This is a genomic window from Anabaena sp. UHCC 0187 (assembly GCF_009712035.1).
GTDB lineage: Bacteria > Cyanobacteriota > Cyanobacteriia > Cyanobacteriales > Nostocaceae > Dolichospermum.
In genome coordinates this window covers 200,720-216,838 of sequence record NZ_VILB01000004.1, presented here as the reverse complement: position 1 = coordinate 216,838, position 16,119 = coordinate 200,720, and the positions used below count along the sequence as shown (strand labels likewise).

Annotated in this window: 12 protein-coding genes; 4 read left to right on the top strand and 8 right to left on the bottom strand. The window is 35.9% G+C overall.

What is annotated here, in order from left to right; all coding sequences use genetic code 11:
* From FJR11_RS04660 to FJR11_RS04630, 7 genes are all read right to left on the bottom strand, one after another.
* A partial coding sequence (locus FJR11_RS04660) for a retron system putative HNH endonuclease (RefSeq protein WP_168502548.1) occupies positions 1-585 on the bottom strand: 585 nt, incomplete at its 3' end.
* Entirely contained in the window at positions 582-1,931 is a 1,350-nt protein-coding gene (locus FJR11_RS04655) for an AAA family ATPase (RefSeq protein ID WP_168502547.1), read from the bottom strand. The genes FJR11_RS04655 and FJR11_RS04660, both read right to left, overlap by 4 nt.
* Before the next feature lie 13 nt (positions 1,932-1,944).
* Positions 1,945-2,727: a pentapeptide repeat-containing protein gene (locus tag FJR11_RS04650; protein WP_168502546.1), complete on the bottom strand. Its 783-nt coding sequence runs from the start codon at positions 2,725-2,727 to the stop codon at positions 1,945-1,947.
* Between the two features lie 80 nt (positions 2,728-2,807).
* Positions 2,808-3,449 (bottom strand): hypothetical protein, encoded by a 642-nt coding sequence (locus FJR11_RS04645; protein WP_168502545.1) that lies wholly within the window; start codon positions 3,447-3,449, stop codon positions 2,808-2,810.
* A gap of 78 nt (positions 3,450-3,527) precedes the next feature.
* Positions 3,528-4,994, bottom strand: a complete 1,467-nt coding sequence (locus tag FJR11_RS04640; protein ID WP_168502544.1) for a VanZ family protein — start codon at positions 4,992-4,994, stop codon at positions 3,528-3,530.
* A gap of 247 nt (positions 4,995-5,241) precedes the next feature.
* Positions 5,242-6,723, bottom strand: a complete 1,482-nt coding sequence (locus tag FJR11_RS04635; protein WP_168502543.1) for a SulP family inorganic anion transporter — start codon at positions 6,721-6,723, stop codon at positions 5,242-5,244.
* Between the two features lie 648 nt (positions 6,724-7,371).
* Positions 7,372-8,550, bottom strand: a complete 1,179-nt coding sequence (locus FJR11_RS04630) for an acyltransferase (RefSeq protein WP_168502542.1) — start codon at positions 8,548-8,550, stop codon at positions 7,372-7,374.
* Between the two features lie 918 nt (positions 8,551-9,468).
* Between FJR11_RS04630 and FJR11_RS04625 the strand changes: the two genes are divergently transcribed.
* The 4 genes from FJR11_RS04625 (at position 9,469) to FJR11_RS04610 (ending at position 14,752) form a co-directional block, all read left to right on the top strand.
* Positions 9,469-11,187: a diflavin flavoprotein gene (locus FJR11_RS04625; protein WP_168502541.1), complete on the top strand. Its 1,719-nt coding sequence runs from the start codon at positions 9,469-9,471 to the stop codon at positions 11,185-11,187.
* Positions 11,188-11,456: 269 nt separating this feature from the next.
* Positions 11,457-13,169: a diflavin flavoprotein gene (locus tag FJR11_RS04620; protein WP_168502556.1), complete on the top strand. Its 1,713-nt coding sequence runs from the start codon at positions 11,457-11,459 to the stop codon at positions 13,167-13,169.
* Positions 13,170-13,334: 165 nt separating this feature from the next.
* Positions 13,335-14,414: an Hpt domain-containing protein gene (locus FJR11_RS04615; protein WP_168502540.1), complete on the top strand. Its 1,080-nt coding sequence runs from the start codon at positions 13,335-13,337 to the stop codon at positions 14,412-14,414.
* Positions 14,415-14,572: 158 nt separating this feature from the next.
* Complete coding sequence (locus FJR11_RS04610) at positions 14,573-14,752, top strand: hypothetical protein (RefSeq protein ID WP_168502539.1); 180 nt, start codon at positions 14,573-14,575, stop codon at positions 14,750-14,752.
* 89 nt (positions 14,753-14,841) lie between these two features.
* Here the strand turns inward: FJR11_RS04610 and FJR11_RS04605 are convergent, their stop codons facing one another.
* Positions 14,842-16,080 carry a DUF445 family protein gene (locus FJR11_RS04605; RefSeq protein ID WP_168502538.1) on the bottom strand — a complete coding sequence of 413 codons (1,239 nt, stop codon included), beginning with the start codon at positions 16,078-16,080 and terminating at the stop codon, positions 14,842-14,844.
* Positions 16,081-16,119: the final 39 nt, after the last annotated feature.

Sequence of the window (16,119 nt, the reverse complement as noted above, 5' to 3'; positions counted from 1 at the left end):
AAGTTCTTTATTGATTTCGTCAATTACAACTAATCGTTGATCTTTCAATCGTTGAACATTAAGTTCCAGGGTATCAATAGTAAATTGAACATTTTCTATAGGAATACCAGACTTGTCACAAGCGTCTTCATCAGGTCTAATTTCACCATCTTTACTACTGAATTTAAATAGACGTAATGTTGGTAAATTGAGAGGATTTAATAACCTACTATCAGGAATAAAACCACCCTTTTTTTGACCACAACAGGGTGAATCTTTCAGCAGTTGTGGATTTTCCAAATCATCATCTTTCAGTCCACCTGGAGGAAGACAGATAGCAAGCATATTTTGCCAATCTAGATCATGATTATTTTCTTTTGTTGATTGGTTACAAGGAATAAAATGTTCAACAGAGCGATTGTTTTCATGAAGAGACATTTCGCAATAAGCACAAAGTCCTTTTTGATCAGATACTAAAGTATCACGAATTGCATTTAAAGTATCTCTATTCTTTTTTAAATCCTTCCATTTTTTAAACTGAGAAGAAAATCGGTTTCTATAGTTTTTAAGTTCCTCTATTTCTGGGGATTTAATCACATTTTTCATACTGCATTTCTCCGTTCTAAGCGGCGGATTTGCATATCTGCTCTAGTCATATCTGGATCAAAAGATTCCCAGTGTTGTAATTCTTTTTTAAGGCGTTTTGCTTCTTCTAATTGACCATTATCAATTGCTTCAAAAAGCTGTGTCAGTGTTTTTGATTCTTCCGTATCTGGTCTTAAATCACTTAACCCTAAAACATATCTGACAATATCTGAACTTTTCATCCCCCTGGTTGGTGATGGACATTCCTTTATTTGATAATCTTCTAATATCTTCACCTGATTTTGTTGAACTGTTGTCACAACTTCGGGACTGTGGGTAGTGGCGATAATTTGAGTGTTGGGAAATACCTTTTTTAAATCAGGAATAATCTTTTGTTGCCAAGTTGGATGTAAATGCAAATCTAACTCATCAATCATCAAAATGGCTTCTGCTGCTAAGGGGTTTTCCATATCTGGATTAGCTTGTGCTAAACGTCGCGCAAAATCCATCACTAACGCTAACATATTGCGATAACCTGCACTTAATTGACTAAGTAAAAGTTCTCTTTTCTCTCCTGTTTCCATTGTCCACTCAACCATCAGTTTTGCAGATGTTGCACCTGAAAAATAAACGCGAGCATTGGGAGCAATAATAGTAGAAATAGCATTTCTTATTTGCTTTAAATCAGGAAGTTCAAAATTAATATCTTTGCGATTTTTTCCCTCTCTTAATTCTTCGTACTCCCGCAAAAAAAACCAGTTAGCTAAATCTGTGAAGTTAGCTGTTGCATTAAAGGCTTTCTTCAAAGTATCAAATCTATCAAAAGACTGATTAGAAATATTTTCAATATCAGCAATATTAGTTAAGTTACGATTACTTTGATAGTAAGCTATGACAGAAAATTCAGATGTTTTGTCATACCGTAAAGTATCACAGTTATATAGTAATTCAGAATAAAGCTTTTTAGTCCCTTCTTGTAAAGCTCTTGAGGTGTGTGAGACAAGTAACATTGACGATTTTCTCCTTTTTTTATCATCTACATCATTCTCAATTGGCGGATCTTTGTAAATAATTGTCCACTCTGGTAAACTCGTAGTTGATAAAGTAAATTCTGGATGATTCCTTTGTTCACTGCTATTTTGCTTTACGGGTAAATCTCGTTGTAAAACTGGAGATACTTCTTGTTCTTTATTTACAATTTTTTGAATTTCAGCCACATACGGGTACATTGCCGCAGCAATAGCATCCAATAATGCACTCTTTCCTGATCCATTATTGCCAACAAAAATATTGATATCGGGATCTAAATTAACTTCCAAATGCTCGAAGCAGCGGAAGTTTTTGATAGTGACTTTTTGAATGTGCATTGGTTTATTTTCCCTAATTAATCTTTTCTAAAATCGTCCCTTTCAAATTTGCTCCCTGAAGATTTGCACCACGAAGATTCGCACCTTGTAAATTTGCTCCGGCTAAATTCGCACCTTTTAAATTTACCCAACTTAAATCAGCTTCCGTTAAATTTGCTTCCGTCAAATTAGCTTTAGATAAAAATGCGTTTCCTAAATGAGCTTTACTTAAATTAGCTTTATGTAAATTGGCTTGATAAAGTTGAGCAGTCATTAATTCTGCTTCATATAAATTCGCTTCACTCAAATTAGCGGTAATTAAATTAACTGCTATCAAATTTGCAAAACTTAAATTACTGCGAATAAGTTGGGATGCTGATAAATCAGCACCTTTTAAATTAGCATTTTGCAAATCTGTACCAATTAAATTGGCATCGTTAATCATAGCATTTTCTAGATTTGCCCCACTTAAATCAGCACCAATAAAGTTTCCAAAACTTAAATCAGCCTGTGTCAAGATTGCACCATTCAAATTAGCAATACTCAAGTTAGCCTTACTTAAATTAGCTTCAATTAATTTAGCTTGATAAAAAATAGCATTACTGAGATTAGCATAACTAAAATTAGTTCGCACTAATAAAGCATGAGCTAAATTTACTTTATTCAAATTTACCCCTTGGAGATTTGCCCCTCGCAGGTTTTCTCCTAGTAGATTGGCACTACTAAGATCAATTTCAATTTGTGGGTTTTGCTTTCTCCATTCTATCCAAGTAACTGCACCTGATCGTAATAAATTGAGATGTTGTTGATTTGCCATTTTTTACTCCTTGTTGAATCTTTGGTTCACCAATGTTGAACCTCTGGTTCACTAATGTTGAACCTCTGGTTCACTAATATTTATTCGTTCCGCTTACCTTGAAGATTTTCCCTTCCCGGTGAATTTTCAATTGCGGCTAAAGCGCCCGCTGCTCCTGCTAAAATATCCTGTTCTGAGCCACCTAAATAAAGTCGGCCAAAACTACCTACAGCTTGAACTTCCAAAATATTAATTTGCGCGGCTTTTTCCGCTTCATTAGCTGCTAGTGCCGCATAAGCCGCTGGTTCAACTTCCAATACATAGAGGGTTTGTCCAGCTAGTAGCAATTGTCCCCGCCGACTACGGTTAATCAGTTGGGTTTGGTACGCGTCAATATTACGGATAATTTGGCTAGAAATTACGCGGGGTTTGAGACATTCCTCTTTTTTCACCCCCAGGAACGCCAAAATTGCATCTCCAGCCGCTCGCGTTTCCCCTTGCGAGCCAGAATGCACTTCTAAAAGTCCATATAGCCGTTCTACTACTTGCACTCCAGGACGGACAGAAGCGGATTTTAGGGCTACGTCAGTAATCTTGTTAATTTCAATACCAGGGGAAATTTCAATCCATAGAGATGTATCCCCCGGTAAGGGTAAGAAACCCTGGGCTACTGTTCCCATGTATGCGGCGTGTTGAGGTTGCAGATTGTCTAGAAATACGAAACTGCGTAGTTCTATGCCCAAGGTCTTAATTCTCCAGTCATGAGGGTAAACTTTTTTTGTTGCAATATATGAGTTTACCGTTAAAGTTGACTGATTAGTTCATTCTATAACTGCTTTTTTTACCAAAAATGCAGCTCGTAGTCTCAATAGTAGCATAGTGATACCTGTAAAGAAGATACCAAGTAATATATTTGCTATATCTATACTCTTCCCAGTATTAATTACCAAAATGGTTTCTACTATTAGCGCAGGTAATATGATTCCACTAGAAACCAAAAATTTGTAAAAACTTAACTTTCTCTTAGCCAGAATAGTTAGGAATGTTAAGCAAATTCCTAAAGGGATAAAAGTTAGAGCATAGTAAAATATTCGCTGGTATTTAGGAATTAATTCTAGTAAATTGAAAGAAGACAAATTCTGTACATTGTCTACATAAACTTTGAGAGTTCCTGGAGAATAAGTAATAATTAGAGAATGGAAATTATTAGTTGCAAAAATGCCAGGAATACTTAATTTCATCTCTGCGCCATTTTCTCCAGTAATTGGTGTACGTACCCGCAAATCTAGGTCTTTTCCCTGTTGTCCTAAGGTAAAATTGCGATGGAGAGTATTAGAGGAAAGAGAGATTATCCGTCCTGGGCCTGTTTGAGTTGTATCAGCCGTAGCAACAGTAGTAATTATTGTAAATTGAGAGGTTTGACGAATTCTTTTGCTTAATAAAGTAGCAGGAGTTTTTGTTTTTAGCCAATGACTAGAACTCAAAACAACACCTTTCTTATTTTGAATCTTTGGTGACTGTCCTTGGGATAATAGTTCAGGCAGTTTTCCCGTTGAATCTTGATAGCTTAGTTTATTAGTTAATTGATAAGAACCTATTAAATAATCTCCAATGGTCTTCAGGTAACTCTTATGATCAAATAGTTCTAAAACATCCTTAGTGGAAATTGCTTTATCTGCAATATGAACTTCTGAAATATATCCATGCCAAGGTTTATCACCTGTTTCCTCATTACCAAGTAACAGTGAATAATTGAGATTCCAATTACTTAGATTTATTGTACTTTGCCAGGGGATTGAGATTAAAAATGACAGAAGTATATATCCAAAAAACAATAATGTTATCTTTTTGACTGAATTTTTTATGTTACTATTTTCTAGGGAGGATAAGATATAAATAAAGCTTTGTGAGTGCCATATATAAAAACAAATCATCCCGACAATTCCACCTATTGTATTATTAATAAGATCGGCAGGAGTAGGTGATCTAGAAGGTAGAAATATTTGTAACATTTCCACCGTGAGTGATAAGCCGGCACTAATGAATACAACGATGAATAATTTACTTATTGTCTTGATCTTTATCTTCTGCAAGAAAGCAGTGGAACTAAAGCCTAAAGGCATAAATAATAAAATATTGTTTACTAAATCTTGAAAAGAACTAGCATTGTCGAAACTGGTAATAATTGTATGTATAGAAAAATTATCTATCAGGAAAAAATTAAAGGGATAAAGTGTAGCTATGAAGACTGCTAAAATGCTGAGAATTACAAAAAAAAAGTTATTCATAAATATTAATTTTATTAAAAAAAATCTTCTTTCATATTATTCAATAATTAATAATAGTGGGGGAGTAATTTTAAATATTTAATGAAGATGTTATGAAGATAGTTCATATTTTGCATTATATAGGAATCCTAAATGATTTCTATTGACGTAGCTTGCGCTTAAAATATCCAAGTATTGTAGGGTGGGCAATGCCCACCAAAACCCGCATATTGTGGGCATTGCCCACTCTACGTATATGTTAATAATTTTAGTGTTCCGCTGAGTTATCTAAATCTGCCAATTTGTCGTGAAGAGCTAATTTTTTTAGTAAGGTAGCACTGGCTTCATTAAGTCCCAATAGCTCTACTTTTACATCATTGCGACGAAATTTAATCACGACCTTATCAATGGCTGCAACTGCTGCTTGATCCCAAATATGGCCATTGCTTAAATCAATTTTTACCAAATCCACCTTTTCTTCAAAATCAAAAGCCGCAATAAAATCTTCTACTGATAAAAAGAACAATGATCCAGCAACATTATATATACGGTAATTTTCCCCAGAATTGGGAACTTTGTCCACAAAAACTACTTTAGCAACTTTACGGGAAAAGAAGACTGTACTCATCACCACACCAATAATAACTCCCAATCCCAAGTTGTTAGTAAATAAGGTGACGAAAACTGTTGTCACCATTACCGCAGTTTCACTTCTAGGAACTAGATGTAAAGTTGTTAATGAATTCCAGTTAAAAGTACCGATAGAAACCATAATCATCACTGCTACCAATGATGCCATGGGAATCTGTTTTACCCAAGAGCCTAATGCCAGAATAAAAAATAGTAAGAACACACCAGCAACTAAGGTAGAAAGGCGGGTACGTCCACCATATTTAATGTTAATGACTGACTGCCCAATCATGCCACAGCCTGCCATTCCTCCAAAGAAACCATTAATAATATTGGCAATTCCCTGACCTTGAACTTCTGTGTTTTTATCACTATGGGTATCTGTCAACTCATCCACTAATGAAGCTGTCAATAATGACGCTAACAAACCCACAATTGATAAGGTGACTGCATAGGGAAAAATAATCTGAAGTGTCTCTAAGTTCAGTGGTACTTGGGGAATTTTGAAAAAGGGTAATGTTGTGGGTAATTCACCCATATCACCCACTGTTGGCACGTCAATTTTAGCAATCAAAGAAATGGCTGTTAGGACAATAATGGCAACCAATGGCGATGGTACAACTTTAGTAAATCGAGGTAATATATAAATAATGGACAAACCGCCAGCTACCATCGGATATACTTGCCAAGGAACATTCATCAATTGCGGGAACTGTGCCATGAAAATAAGAATGGCTAGGGCATTGACAAAGCCAATTATCACGGCACGGGGGACGTATTTCAGCTTACTACCTAACTTCAACCAGGCAAAAATGATCTGGACTATGCCCGTTAAAATTGTGGCTGCGAAAAGATATTCTAGTCCATGTTCTTTAACCAAACTCATCATCACTAGTGCCATTGAACCTGTAGCGGCGGAGATTAAACCTGGTCTTCCTCCGACAAAGGCTGTGACTACAGCAATTATGAATGAGGCATATAGTCCAACTTTTGGGTCTACACCTGCGATAATAGAAAAAGAGATCGCTTCAGGAATGAGCGCTAAAGCAACTAAAGTTCCTGATAATATGTCTGTTTTGGTATTAGATAACCATTCTCTCTTCAAAACTGCTGTATTCAAATCATCCTCCGCTTTGGTTCAATTTAGGACACATAAAAAACCTTCCTATTCCATGCTTTTATTTACTAGAATTTTTACAGGCTGATTAATTTTTGTATGCTAGAAATCTCAATTACCTGACAATACCTTCGTCAAATTGAAAAAAGCCTTGATTAGTAGGTTGGGTTGCGCTGTCGCTTAACCCAACCTACAAAAAATGGCGAAGGTATTGACCTGATATAAAAATTTTCTCGTTCTTTTAACTGGTTTCTATAACTTTAAAATAAAAATAGTCTAATATTCTCATAATCAAGCCATATTTCATCGTCACTAATCACTTAACACTACACTAAAAACTTGATGCGTTTAAACCAATCCTGATAAACTTAGGTAAATTTTTAGGGTGGACAGTTTCTTTGTGTAATAGTGACTAAAAGCTTCTTTGGTCTTAACATCTGGCTTGATTTTATCAATTACTAAAAGGCTAATGATACTTTTTGATCATTAGCCTTGACAATATCATATAAATCTTAACCTTGGCAAGAAAAATCTCAAAATAAACTCAAATTAGCAAAAATTTTGAAGATTGCATATTTGAGATGCACCAAAAGGAGTTTACTATTGACCGCCGTTATATTTTTCATGCGGTCTTGATGTCTCAGGCTTTTATTAGATTACGGCATTTTTGACTTTGGATTTTTTTAAGAAACTGGACATAAATGGCCGCTCAAAGAATAGGTAAAACAAGTAAGCAATAATGAGTGACATTACCGTACCTAGTAAATAAGATGCGGCTGCAAACATATCTGGAGAAATGGGTAGGTAAAACAGGAAATAACGCACTAAGACTAAGACTGGGCCATGAATTAGATATAGACTATAGGAAAATGTCCCCAGTGCGATCGCTAAAGGATGTTGTAATATCCGTAGTATTAAAGATGGCTTTTTGTCCTCAATTATTGACTTAGTTAAGGAAATAAATAAACAGGCAAATGCTAGACCAGCAAAAGTTTGATTAATCCATATATGCAATCCCAGTCTTCGCCATTCAGTTAGAAAAGCAATAGAGGTAAAGATAACACTCAACCAACCCCAAGGTAAAGAATTTCTGATAGCTATTAGCTGGGGTTTTTGGGAAAATCCAATATCTGCGGCGGCCATTCCTAAACAGAATATACCTAAAAGCCAAGGATTGGCTGATGCAAATAATCCATTCAACAAATATACAGGTGTTAAACCAATTAAAAAGGCAATCATGACAACGGCGAATAATCCAAATCGTCGCCATATAGGTAGCAACAAGAGGGGAAAAATGAAGTACATTTGCCATTCTGTGGCGACAGTCCACATGGGTGGGTTAATGGTCAAGTATGAGCTACCATCGAGATTATGAATTATTAACAGGTGGAGTAAGAAGTCAATCAAGGAAAATTTGGGAGAGAATGAGCCGAGTCCTGCTACTTCATTCCATTGAAAATTTGTAAATCTCTCGAAAATAAAGACAATTCCAGCTATTAGTAAGCAGATGAATAATACCATATAGTAGGGAGGTAAAATTCGCCGTGATCGCCTCTTAATGTAATTTATCAAAGTTCCTGATAGCTGACCATTGGTAGAACGCGCTACTGGCAACATTAAAACATAACCAGAAAGCACAACAAAACTGATGACGCTAAATGCTCCATATTTCATAGCTCTCACAAATAATGACCAAGATTCAGGCAATTGATCACCAATTCCTGGTTCAACATGAACAAGGACAACATACAGAGAAGCTAACCCCCTTAATCCATCTAAATAAGGTAAATGCAATCTTTTTTCGGTGGATTTTTCTATCATTATGGTCATTGAATTCATCTCCTATTATGTTCTTTATATAGATGTTTTAATCACTGATTAATAATATAATCATGGTTAATTATGTTCATTTTTTCTCTTGTGGACTGTTGCCAAATAAACATAAATTTATATAAATGTTTGACAAATCTAGGAAAAGCTTTAATGCTAGTAACGCAGGGCAGAATTAAAAAATGATAATTGAAAATTAAAAAAGCAGATTACATAGGCTTTGTAGGGATTTCTAATGGTTGTTTGATTTACGCCGTTGTGTACTAGTATTTATCAAATATAGATACTATTAATTGTTAGACATAATTCTGAAATTGGAGTAGATTGCAATTTTATCCGTTAAGTTTTCTATTTCCTGTATGCACTACTTGGAAAGTATAAAAAATACTCTTTTGAACTTGAAACTAATAAATATTGTTGAGTTAAGTAGGTGAACACAATAAAACCAAAATGTCTAAGAAAAAGTAAAATCGCCCAAAAATTCTTCACTCTTGCCTATTACCTTGCCATAACGACAATTTTTAACGCCAACCTACTTAGTGAGATAAACCATGTCCTTTCACTATCCTAAAAGAGAGTTATGAAATAAATATCAAGTAATGGTAAAGTTTCAGCAGAAATTATAAAGATTAAAAATAAATATAGTTTTATTATCCGTAGAAGTAGGGACGAAATACTCTGTTAATACAACACCAATATAAATAATTTTAACAAAACTTGGGGTATTAATTATGGCAGGGCTGTACCAATTTCTTTCGCTGTGATTTTGTAGTGTAATTTAGTTTAAATTTTAGTAAAAACCGTAATCATTGTTACGAATTTAATTTCCCAAAATATACTTTTCATTACAGCTTTAAAAAAGAATAATAGTGAGAATAGGGGCAGAAGAAATTATTGTTTATTTACTGTTGTGAAATAATGGTAGCTATTTCAGAGAACATTCAGAACCGATTAACTATACAAACTGTAGAAATTGCCCCTAATACCACTGCGATTCGTTCTCTTGACTGGGATCGGGATCGGTTTGATATTGAATTTGGTTTACAAAATGGTACAACCTATAATTCATATTTAATTAGAGGTGAACAAACAGTTTTAATTGATACTTCTCACCAGAAGTTTCGTGAACTTTATTTAGAAACTCTCAAGGGTTTAGTTAATCCTAAGACTATTGATTATATAATTGTTAGCCATACTGAACCTGATCATAGTGGCTTAGTAGAAGATATTTTACAGTTAGCACCCAGAGCCACTGTTTTAGCTTCTAAAGTAGCTTTGCAATTTTTAGAAGGTTTGGTACATGAGCCTTTTTCTAAGCGAATTGTCAAAAGTGGTGATCGCATAAAAATTGGCAAAGATCATGAAATGGAATTTGTCAGTGCGCCCAATTTACACTGGCCAGATACTATTTTTAGCTTTGATCGCAAAACCCAAGTTCTCTACACTTGTGATGCCTTCGGAATGCACTTCTGTGATGATCGCACTTTCGACGAAGATTTAGAAGCAATTGAAGCTGATTTTCGCTTTTATTATGATTGCTTAATGGGTCCAAATGCTCGTTCTTTGCTGAATGCAATGAAGAGAATGGGTGAACTTGGTGAAATTAAAATTATTGCCAATGGACATGGACCATTACTATATCATAACCTTGATATTCTTAGAGAATGTTATCACAATTGGAGTCAAAAACAAGCGAAAACAGAAACTACTGTAGGTTTGTTTTATGTCTCTGGTTATGGACATAGCGATAACTTAGCACACGCTATTGGTGATGGTTTACAAAAAGCTGGTGTCGGTGTAGAAGTATTGGATCTCAGTACCGCAGAAAGTCAAGAAATTCAAGAACTAGCCGGGAGAGCATCTGGTTTAATTGTAGGTATGCCTTCTACCAGTGCAATCAAAGCGCAAGCGGCAATTAGTTCATTATTAGCAGTTGCAAAAAACAAACAAGTCGTTGGTTTATTTGAGTCCTATGGTGGGGATGATGAACCTATTGATACTCTCAGACGCAAATTTATTGATTTAGGTATCAAGGAAGCTTTCCCCGCTATTCGCATTAAAGAAACCCCCACTGATGCTACCTATAAACAATTTGAAGAAGCCGGAAATGGTTTAGGACAATTGTTAGTGCGGGAACGCAATATTAAACAAATCAAATCTCTCGACGTAAACATGGAAAAAGCGTTGGGAAGAATTAGCAATGGTTTGTATATTGTCACTGCCAAAAAAGGCGATATTAGCGGCGCAATGATCGCTTCTTGGGTAACACAAGCTAGTTTACAGCCTTTAGGTTTTACCATTGCTGTAGCCAAAGATCGCGCTTTAGATAATTTATTGCACGTAGGCGATCACTTTGTTCTTAACGTTCTTGAAGAAGGCAATTATCAAGACCTGAAAAAGCATTTTCTCAAACGTTTAAATCCCGGTGCTGATAGATTTGCAGAAGTAAAAACCCAAACTGCTAAAAACGGTTCACCCATTCTTACCGACGCACTCGCATACATGGAATGTGAAGTTGTTAATAGCATGGAATGTAGTGATCACTGGATTTTATACTGCACAGTTGCAGATGGAAAAGTTTCCAAACCAGATGGAATTACCGCAGTCCGTCATCGCAAAGTAGGAAATTACTATTAATTAGTCATTAGTCATTAGTCAGTGGTCAGTAGTCATTGGAAGTCAGAGCAAAATTTCCTTCTTCTTCTCTGTCTTCCTTCTTTTTTCTTTCCTGTCTTCTTTCTTTCTCCTGACTCCTGACTTCTGACTCCTGACTCCTATTTCCCAATGCACAGATATTTATTTACCCATCTTTCATAATAATTATGACACTTCCAGATTCATTTTCTAACGCTGTTGAATCCGCTAAAAATTGGGTTTCTCAAGTTTTTTCGACCCAACAAATATCCATGAGCGATTCTCGACCAAGAGACGTACAAATTCTACCTATTGCTACTAATACAAAAGTGATGAGAGCGCGTAGTAGGTCACGTCTCCGATTTGAAATTGAATATGCTCTAGAACGCGGAACTACTTCTAATTGCTATTTAATTGAAGCCGATAAAACTGCTATTACAGATCCTCCAGCAGAAGGATTTACAGAAATTTATTTGGAAGCATTACAGAAAACAATCAATGTCCAAAAGTTGGATTATGTGATTTTGGGACATTTTAACCCCAACCGTATCCCAACTTTAAAAGCAATTTTAGCAATTGCACCACAAATTACCTTTGTTTGTTCTCTTCCCGCTGCTAATAATTTACGTGCTGCTTTCACCGACCAAGATATCAAAGTTTTAGTCATGCGGGGGAAAGAAACCCTAGATTTAGGTAAAGGTCATGTTTTAAAATTCTTACCTACTCCTAGTCCGCGCTGGCCTGAAGCACTTTGTACCTACGACCAAAAAACTCAAATTCTCTTTACAGATAAGCTTTTTGGCGCACATATCTGCGGTGAAGAAGTATTTGATGATCATTGGGAAACTTTCAAAGAAGACCAACGTTATTACTTTAATTGCCTCATGGCTCCCCATGCAAGCCATGTGGAGTCAACTTTGGAGAAAATCTCCGATTTACAGGTAAGAATGTATGCTGTTGGTCATGGCCCATTGGTACGCACCAGTTTAATCGAATTAACAAAATTATATGGTGAGTGGAGTCGCGCTCAAAAAGATAGAGAAATATCCGTAGCACTTCTCTATGCTTCTGCCTATGGTAACACTGCCACCTTAGCACAAGCAATGGCATTAGGATTAACCAAAGGTGGCGTTGCGGTTAAATCTGTCAACTGTGAATTTGCGACCGCTGATGAAATCCGCGCTGTCTTGGAACAAGCAGATGGTTTTATCATTGGGACTCCCACCATTGGTGGACACGCACCTACGCCTATTCATACCGCATTAGGGATTGTCCTCTCTACAGGTGATAATACCAAACCTGTGGGAGTCTTTGGTTCTTACGGTTGGAGTGGTGAAGCTTTAGACTTGGTAGAATGCAAACTCCGAGACGCTGGTTATCGTTTTGGTTTTGATACCTTAAAAGTCAAGTTTAAACCTGATGAAGTTACTCTTAAATATTGCGAAGAAGTCGGTACAGACTTTGCTCAAAGTTTACGAAAAGCGAAGAAAGTCCGTGTTCCCCAACAAGCTGCAACTCCCACAGAACAAGCTGTAGGCAGGATTATTGGTTCTGTCTGCGTGATTGCCGCCAAGCAAGGAGAATTTTCGACAGGCATGATGGGTGCTTGGGTATCTCAAGCTACTTTTAATCCACCGGGAATTACTGTAGCGATCGCTAAAGATCGAGCCGTTGAATCTCTATTATATCCTGGTGGTAAATTTGTGCTGAATATCCTCCCTGAAGGTGTTCATGTGGAATACATGAAACATTTCCGCAAGAGTTTCCAACCTGGAGAAGATAGATTTGCTAACTTCCCCAAAGCCGAAGCGGATAATGGCTGTACCATCTTAACAGAGGCTTGTGCATATTTAGAATGTTTAGTGCAGCAGCGGCTAGAATGCGGCGATCATTGGGTAATATATGCAACTGTAGATAACGGTAAATTACTCAAGCCTGATGCCATGACTGCTATTAACCACAGGAAAACAGGTTCATACTATTAATTAGTAATTAACATAAATTATACAACCGTCTAGGATCATTGCCAAGGCGGTTTTTTTAGTCTTTGAGATATAAATTAAGTGAAAATAGGGTAATCTAGATTTAAAGGAACAACTGACAACTGACAACTGACAACTAACCAATTAACCAATTAACTTTTAAAAGCCATGAAACCAGAAGATTTTAAAAGAATTATCGGCTACTTTGTTGAAGAAGCAAAAGAACATCTCAATACAATATATCAAGGTTTCTTTAACTTACAAAATACCATTGATGATCGTTATGAACTAGAGGCTATATTCCGTGCTACCTTTAGCCTCAAAGGTGGTGCAGCCATGCTAGGATTTACGAGTATGCAAAAAATTGTCTATCGTTTAGAAGATTGTCTCAGGTTACTACATTATCCAATTATTGCTGATGAACCCGTACAATTATTATTTTTAGATGTCTACCATATCCTGAAACAACTAATTAACCAAGTAGAAACAAATGAAGGGCTAACCTTAGATAAATTGGTTAACATTACTTTAAATATTGATACTATTTTTACCCTGCTTAATTCCCATCTCCTATTTTTAATTGATAAATCAAACTATAAAACTAAAATTACCAACTTAAATTCCCATCAGTCATGGAGCTATGATATCCCACTAAAATTAATTTTGCTAGACTCTAAAACTTTTTTATGTAGAACCTTTACCGACTACTTCAGCGATTTACCTAATATAGAAATAGTTAATGGTACAATCGAAGAATTACCTTTTTTTGATTGTGTAATAACTGCGGCTAGTTCCTTAGCTGCTGCTAATAGTGCTGATGCTTCAACTCTCCAATTTTTTGGTCAAGATGTCGAAAACCTCTTACAAAAACGCATTCAAGAAGTATATTTAGGAGAACAACCTATCGGCACATCTTTAATTGTAGAAACAAATCACCCCTTGCACCCGTTTATTGCTCACACACCTACCCTAAGAATGCAAATGTCCATAGCTGGAAAGGATCATGTCTACCAAGCTATTTGGTCAACTCTTTTGGCTATCCGTCAACATAATAAATTATATTGCCATAGTTTGCAAAATCAGATTAATATAGTGGCTATTCCTGGCTTAGGAACAAATTTTGGTAGTGTTCCTATTGATGAAGTAGCTAGACAAATGTCTATGGCATATCAAAATTTTCTTTTTAGCGTTCAACCATTGCAATCTTCCTCCCAGTCGCAATTGCAAAATTCACTGCCACTTTTTTAAAATTTGCAAAAGTAAAATTTTCTTAACCTCCGCAATTTCTACCAAGACAACTGTTAAATATTAGTTTAATCTTAAATAATGAAGGTATTAGTAGTTGAAATTTATTCAGTAAATTGCCAGCTACTGCCGAAGCTATTTTATAGTATCTTGTTCCTCCCATGACTCCCAAACACAAAAAAATTAAATTTCCGCTTTGGCAATATTTAAACCAGCCATTATTTAGCCGTGATACTCAATTAGTCTGGAATCCTCAACGCTTTGCCATTCTTTGGCGAATTCAACTTTTGGAACGATGTTGGAGAAAAGAATGTGACTCTAAAGGTAAACAACAATCTTAATTGACAGGTTTTTAACTGCTTCTAAAACATGATTTTTACTGTTTGTAGGGATTTAAGCCCGTTAATAAATCCCTATTACCCATTACCAATTAAATAGATTGACTAAACAATAAAAATCCTACTTGCAACAAACCGACAAAGAAACCTAAAACACCACCTAAAGTCACAATTGCTTGTAATTCATTTCTAACAATTCCCTCAATTGCATCTTCTAACTCAGCCGGTGAAGTAGCTTTTACTCGTTCCACAATCACTTGATCTATGGATAAAATAGGAATTGCTTGAAGTACAATAATTTCTAAATCTTTTTCTAAATACTTCTCTAAAATTAATGCCAAATCTCGCGCCACAACTTCCAAGGAAGTATTGACAACTGGTGAATTACTTAACCGATTTAGTAAGACAATAGAAATTCTTTCCCAATCAGCCGATTCCGTTAATTCTTTAAGCAACCCACTACCACTATTTTGCAGATATTGACGCACACTATCTCTAATCGTTTTTCGCAGTTGACGCACTGTACCAACAGGGAGATTTTGCAAAGATAAATTTTGTAATAATTCCTTAATGCGATCGCGCATTTTTAAATCTTTAATTAATTCTTGTAACCGTTTGTTAGTTGCTTCCTTCTCATCTAAGCAAAATGTCCGCAACCGAGTCAGAGTATTCTTTAATCCAAACAGATTTGCAACTACCCAATAAGTACCGCTGGTTTTTTCTCGAAAGCTTTCATCAATAGTTTGAATTGTGCGATCTGTTAAAAAGTCAATGATAGTTTGTCGTAATCTATCTGGAGGTAAAACTACTTCTAATAACCAATCAGCTAACCGGATAGATTGTTCGTCACTGAGTTGAAACTCTAATAATACCTTGTCAAATATTTGGTTAATTTGCGTTTCTAAAAATGTTTCTTGTCGCGCTAAAACCTTTAAAAGACGGGGTAAAGATTCACCCAATAAATCCCGTAAAATCCCAGCTAAAATTTTAGTGCTACGGGGGTTTTTATCCCCTTTAATTTGATCAACTACCAAACGTAATAACCAAAAAATCCCTCCTTGTACCCGTTCAGGTTGCAGGAGTCTCCGCGCCAGATTTTGCATTTCTTCGGGAGTCAGTAGCGACTTCATAATCGCATTAGCAATATTCTGTCCCAATCTCTCCTGATTACTGGGAATTAAACCAGGAGTAAAGGGTAATTTCCGTCCCAAAATATAAATTGCTTTATAGGGACGAAATAACATTTTTATGGCTATGTCGTTTGTATAATAGCCAATTACTCCACCCAGGATTGGGGGTGATATATATAATAAAATTCGAGACAAATCCACAGGCTTTTGGATTAGATAATGGGTGATTGGTGATTGGTG

Excerpts from the sequence above, each read along its gene's own strand:
- FJR11_RS04655 (WP_168502547.1), bottom strand. The coding sequence starts at position 1,931 with ATGCACATTCAAAAAGTCACTATCAAAAACTTCCGCTGCTTCGAGCAT.
- FJR11_RS04615 (WP_168502540.1), top strand. The coding sequence starts at position 13,335 with ATGAAACCAGAAGATTTTAAAAGAATTATCGGCTACTTTGTTGAAGAA.
- FJR11_RS04630 (WP_168502542.1), bottom strand. The coding sequence starts at position 8,550 with ATGACCATAATGATAGAAAAATCCACCGAAAAAAGATTGCATTTACCT.
- FJR11_RS04620 (WP_168502556.1), top strand. The coding sequence starts at position 11,457 with ATGAGCGATTCTCGACCAAGAGACGTACAAATTCTACCTATTGCTACT.
- FJR11_RS04625 (WP_168502541.1), top strand. The coding sequence starts at position 9,469 with ATGGTAGCTATTTCAGAGAACATTCAGAACCGATTAACTATACAAACT.
- FJR11_RS04640 (WP_168502544.1), bottom strand. The coding sequence starts at position 4,994 with ATGAATAACTTTTTTTTTGTAATTCTCAGCATTTTAGCAGTCTTCATA.
- FJR11_RS04610 (WP_168502539.1), top strand. The coding sequence starts at position 14,573 with ATGACTCCCAAACACAAAAAAATTAAATTTCCGCTTTGGCAATATTTA.
- FJR11_RS04650 (WP_168502546.1), bottom strand. The coding sequence starts at position 2,727 with ATGGCAAATCAACAACATCTCAATTTATTACGATCAGGTGCAGTTACT.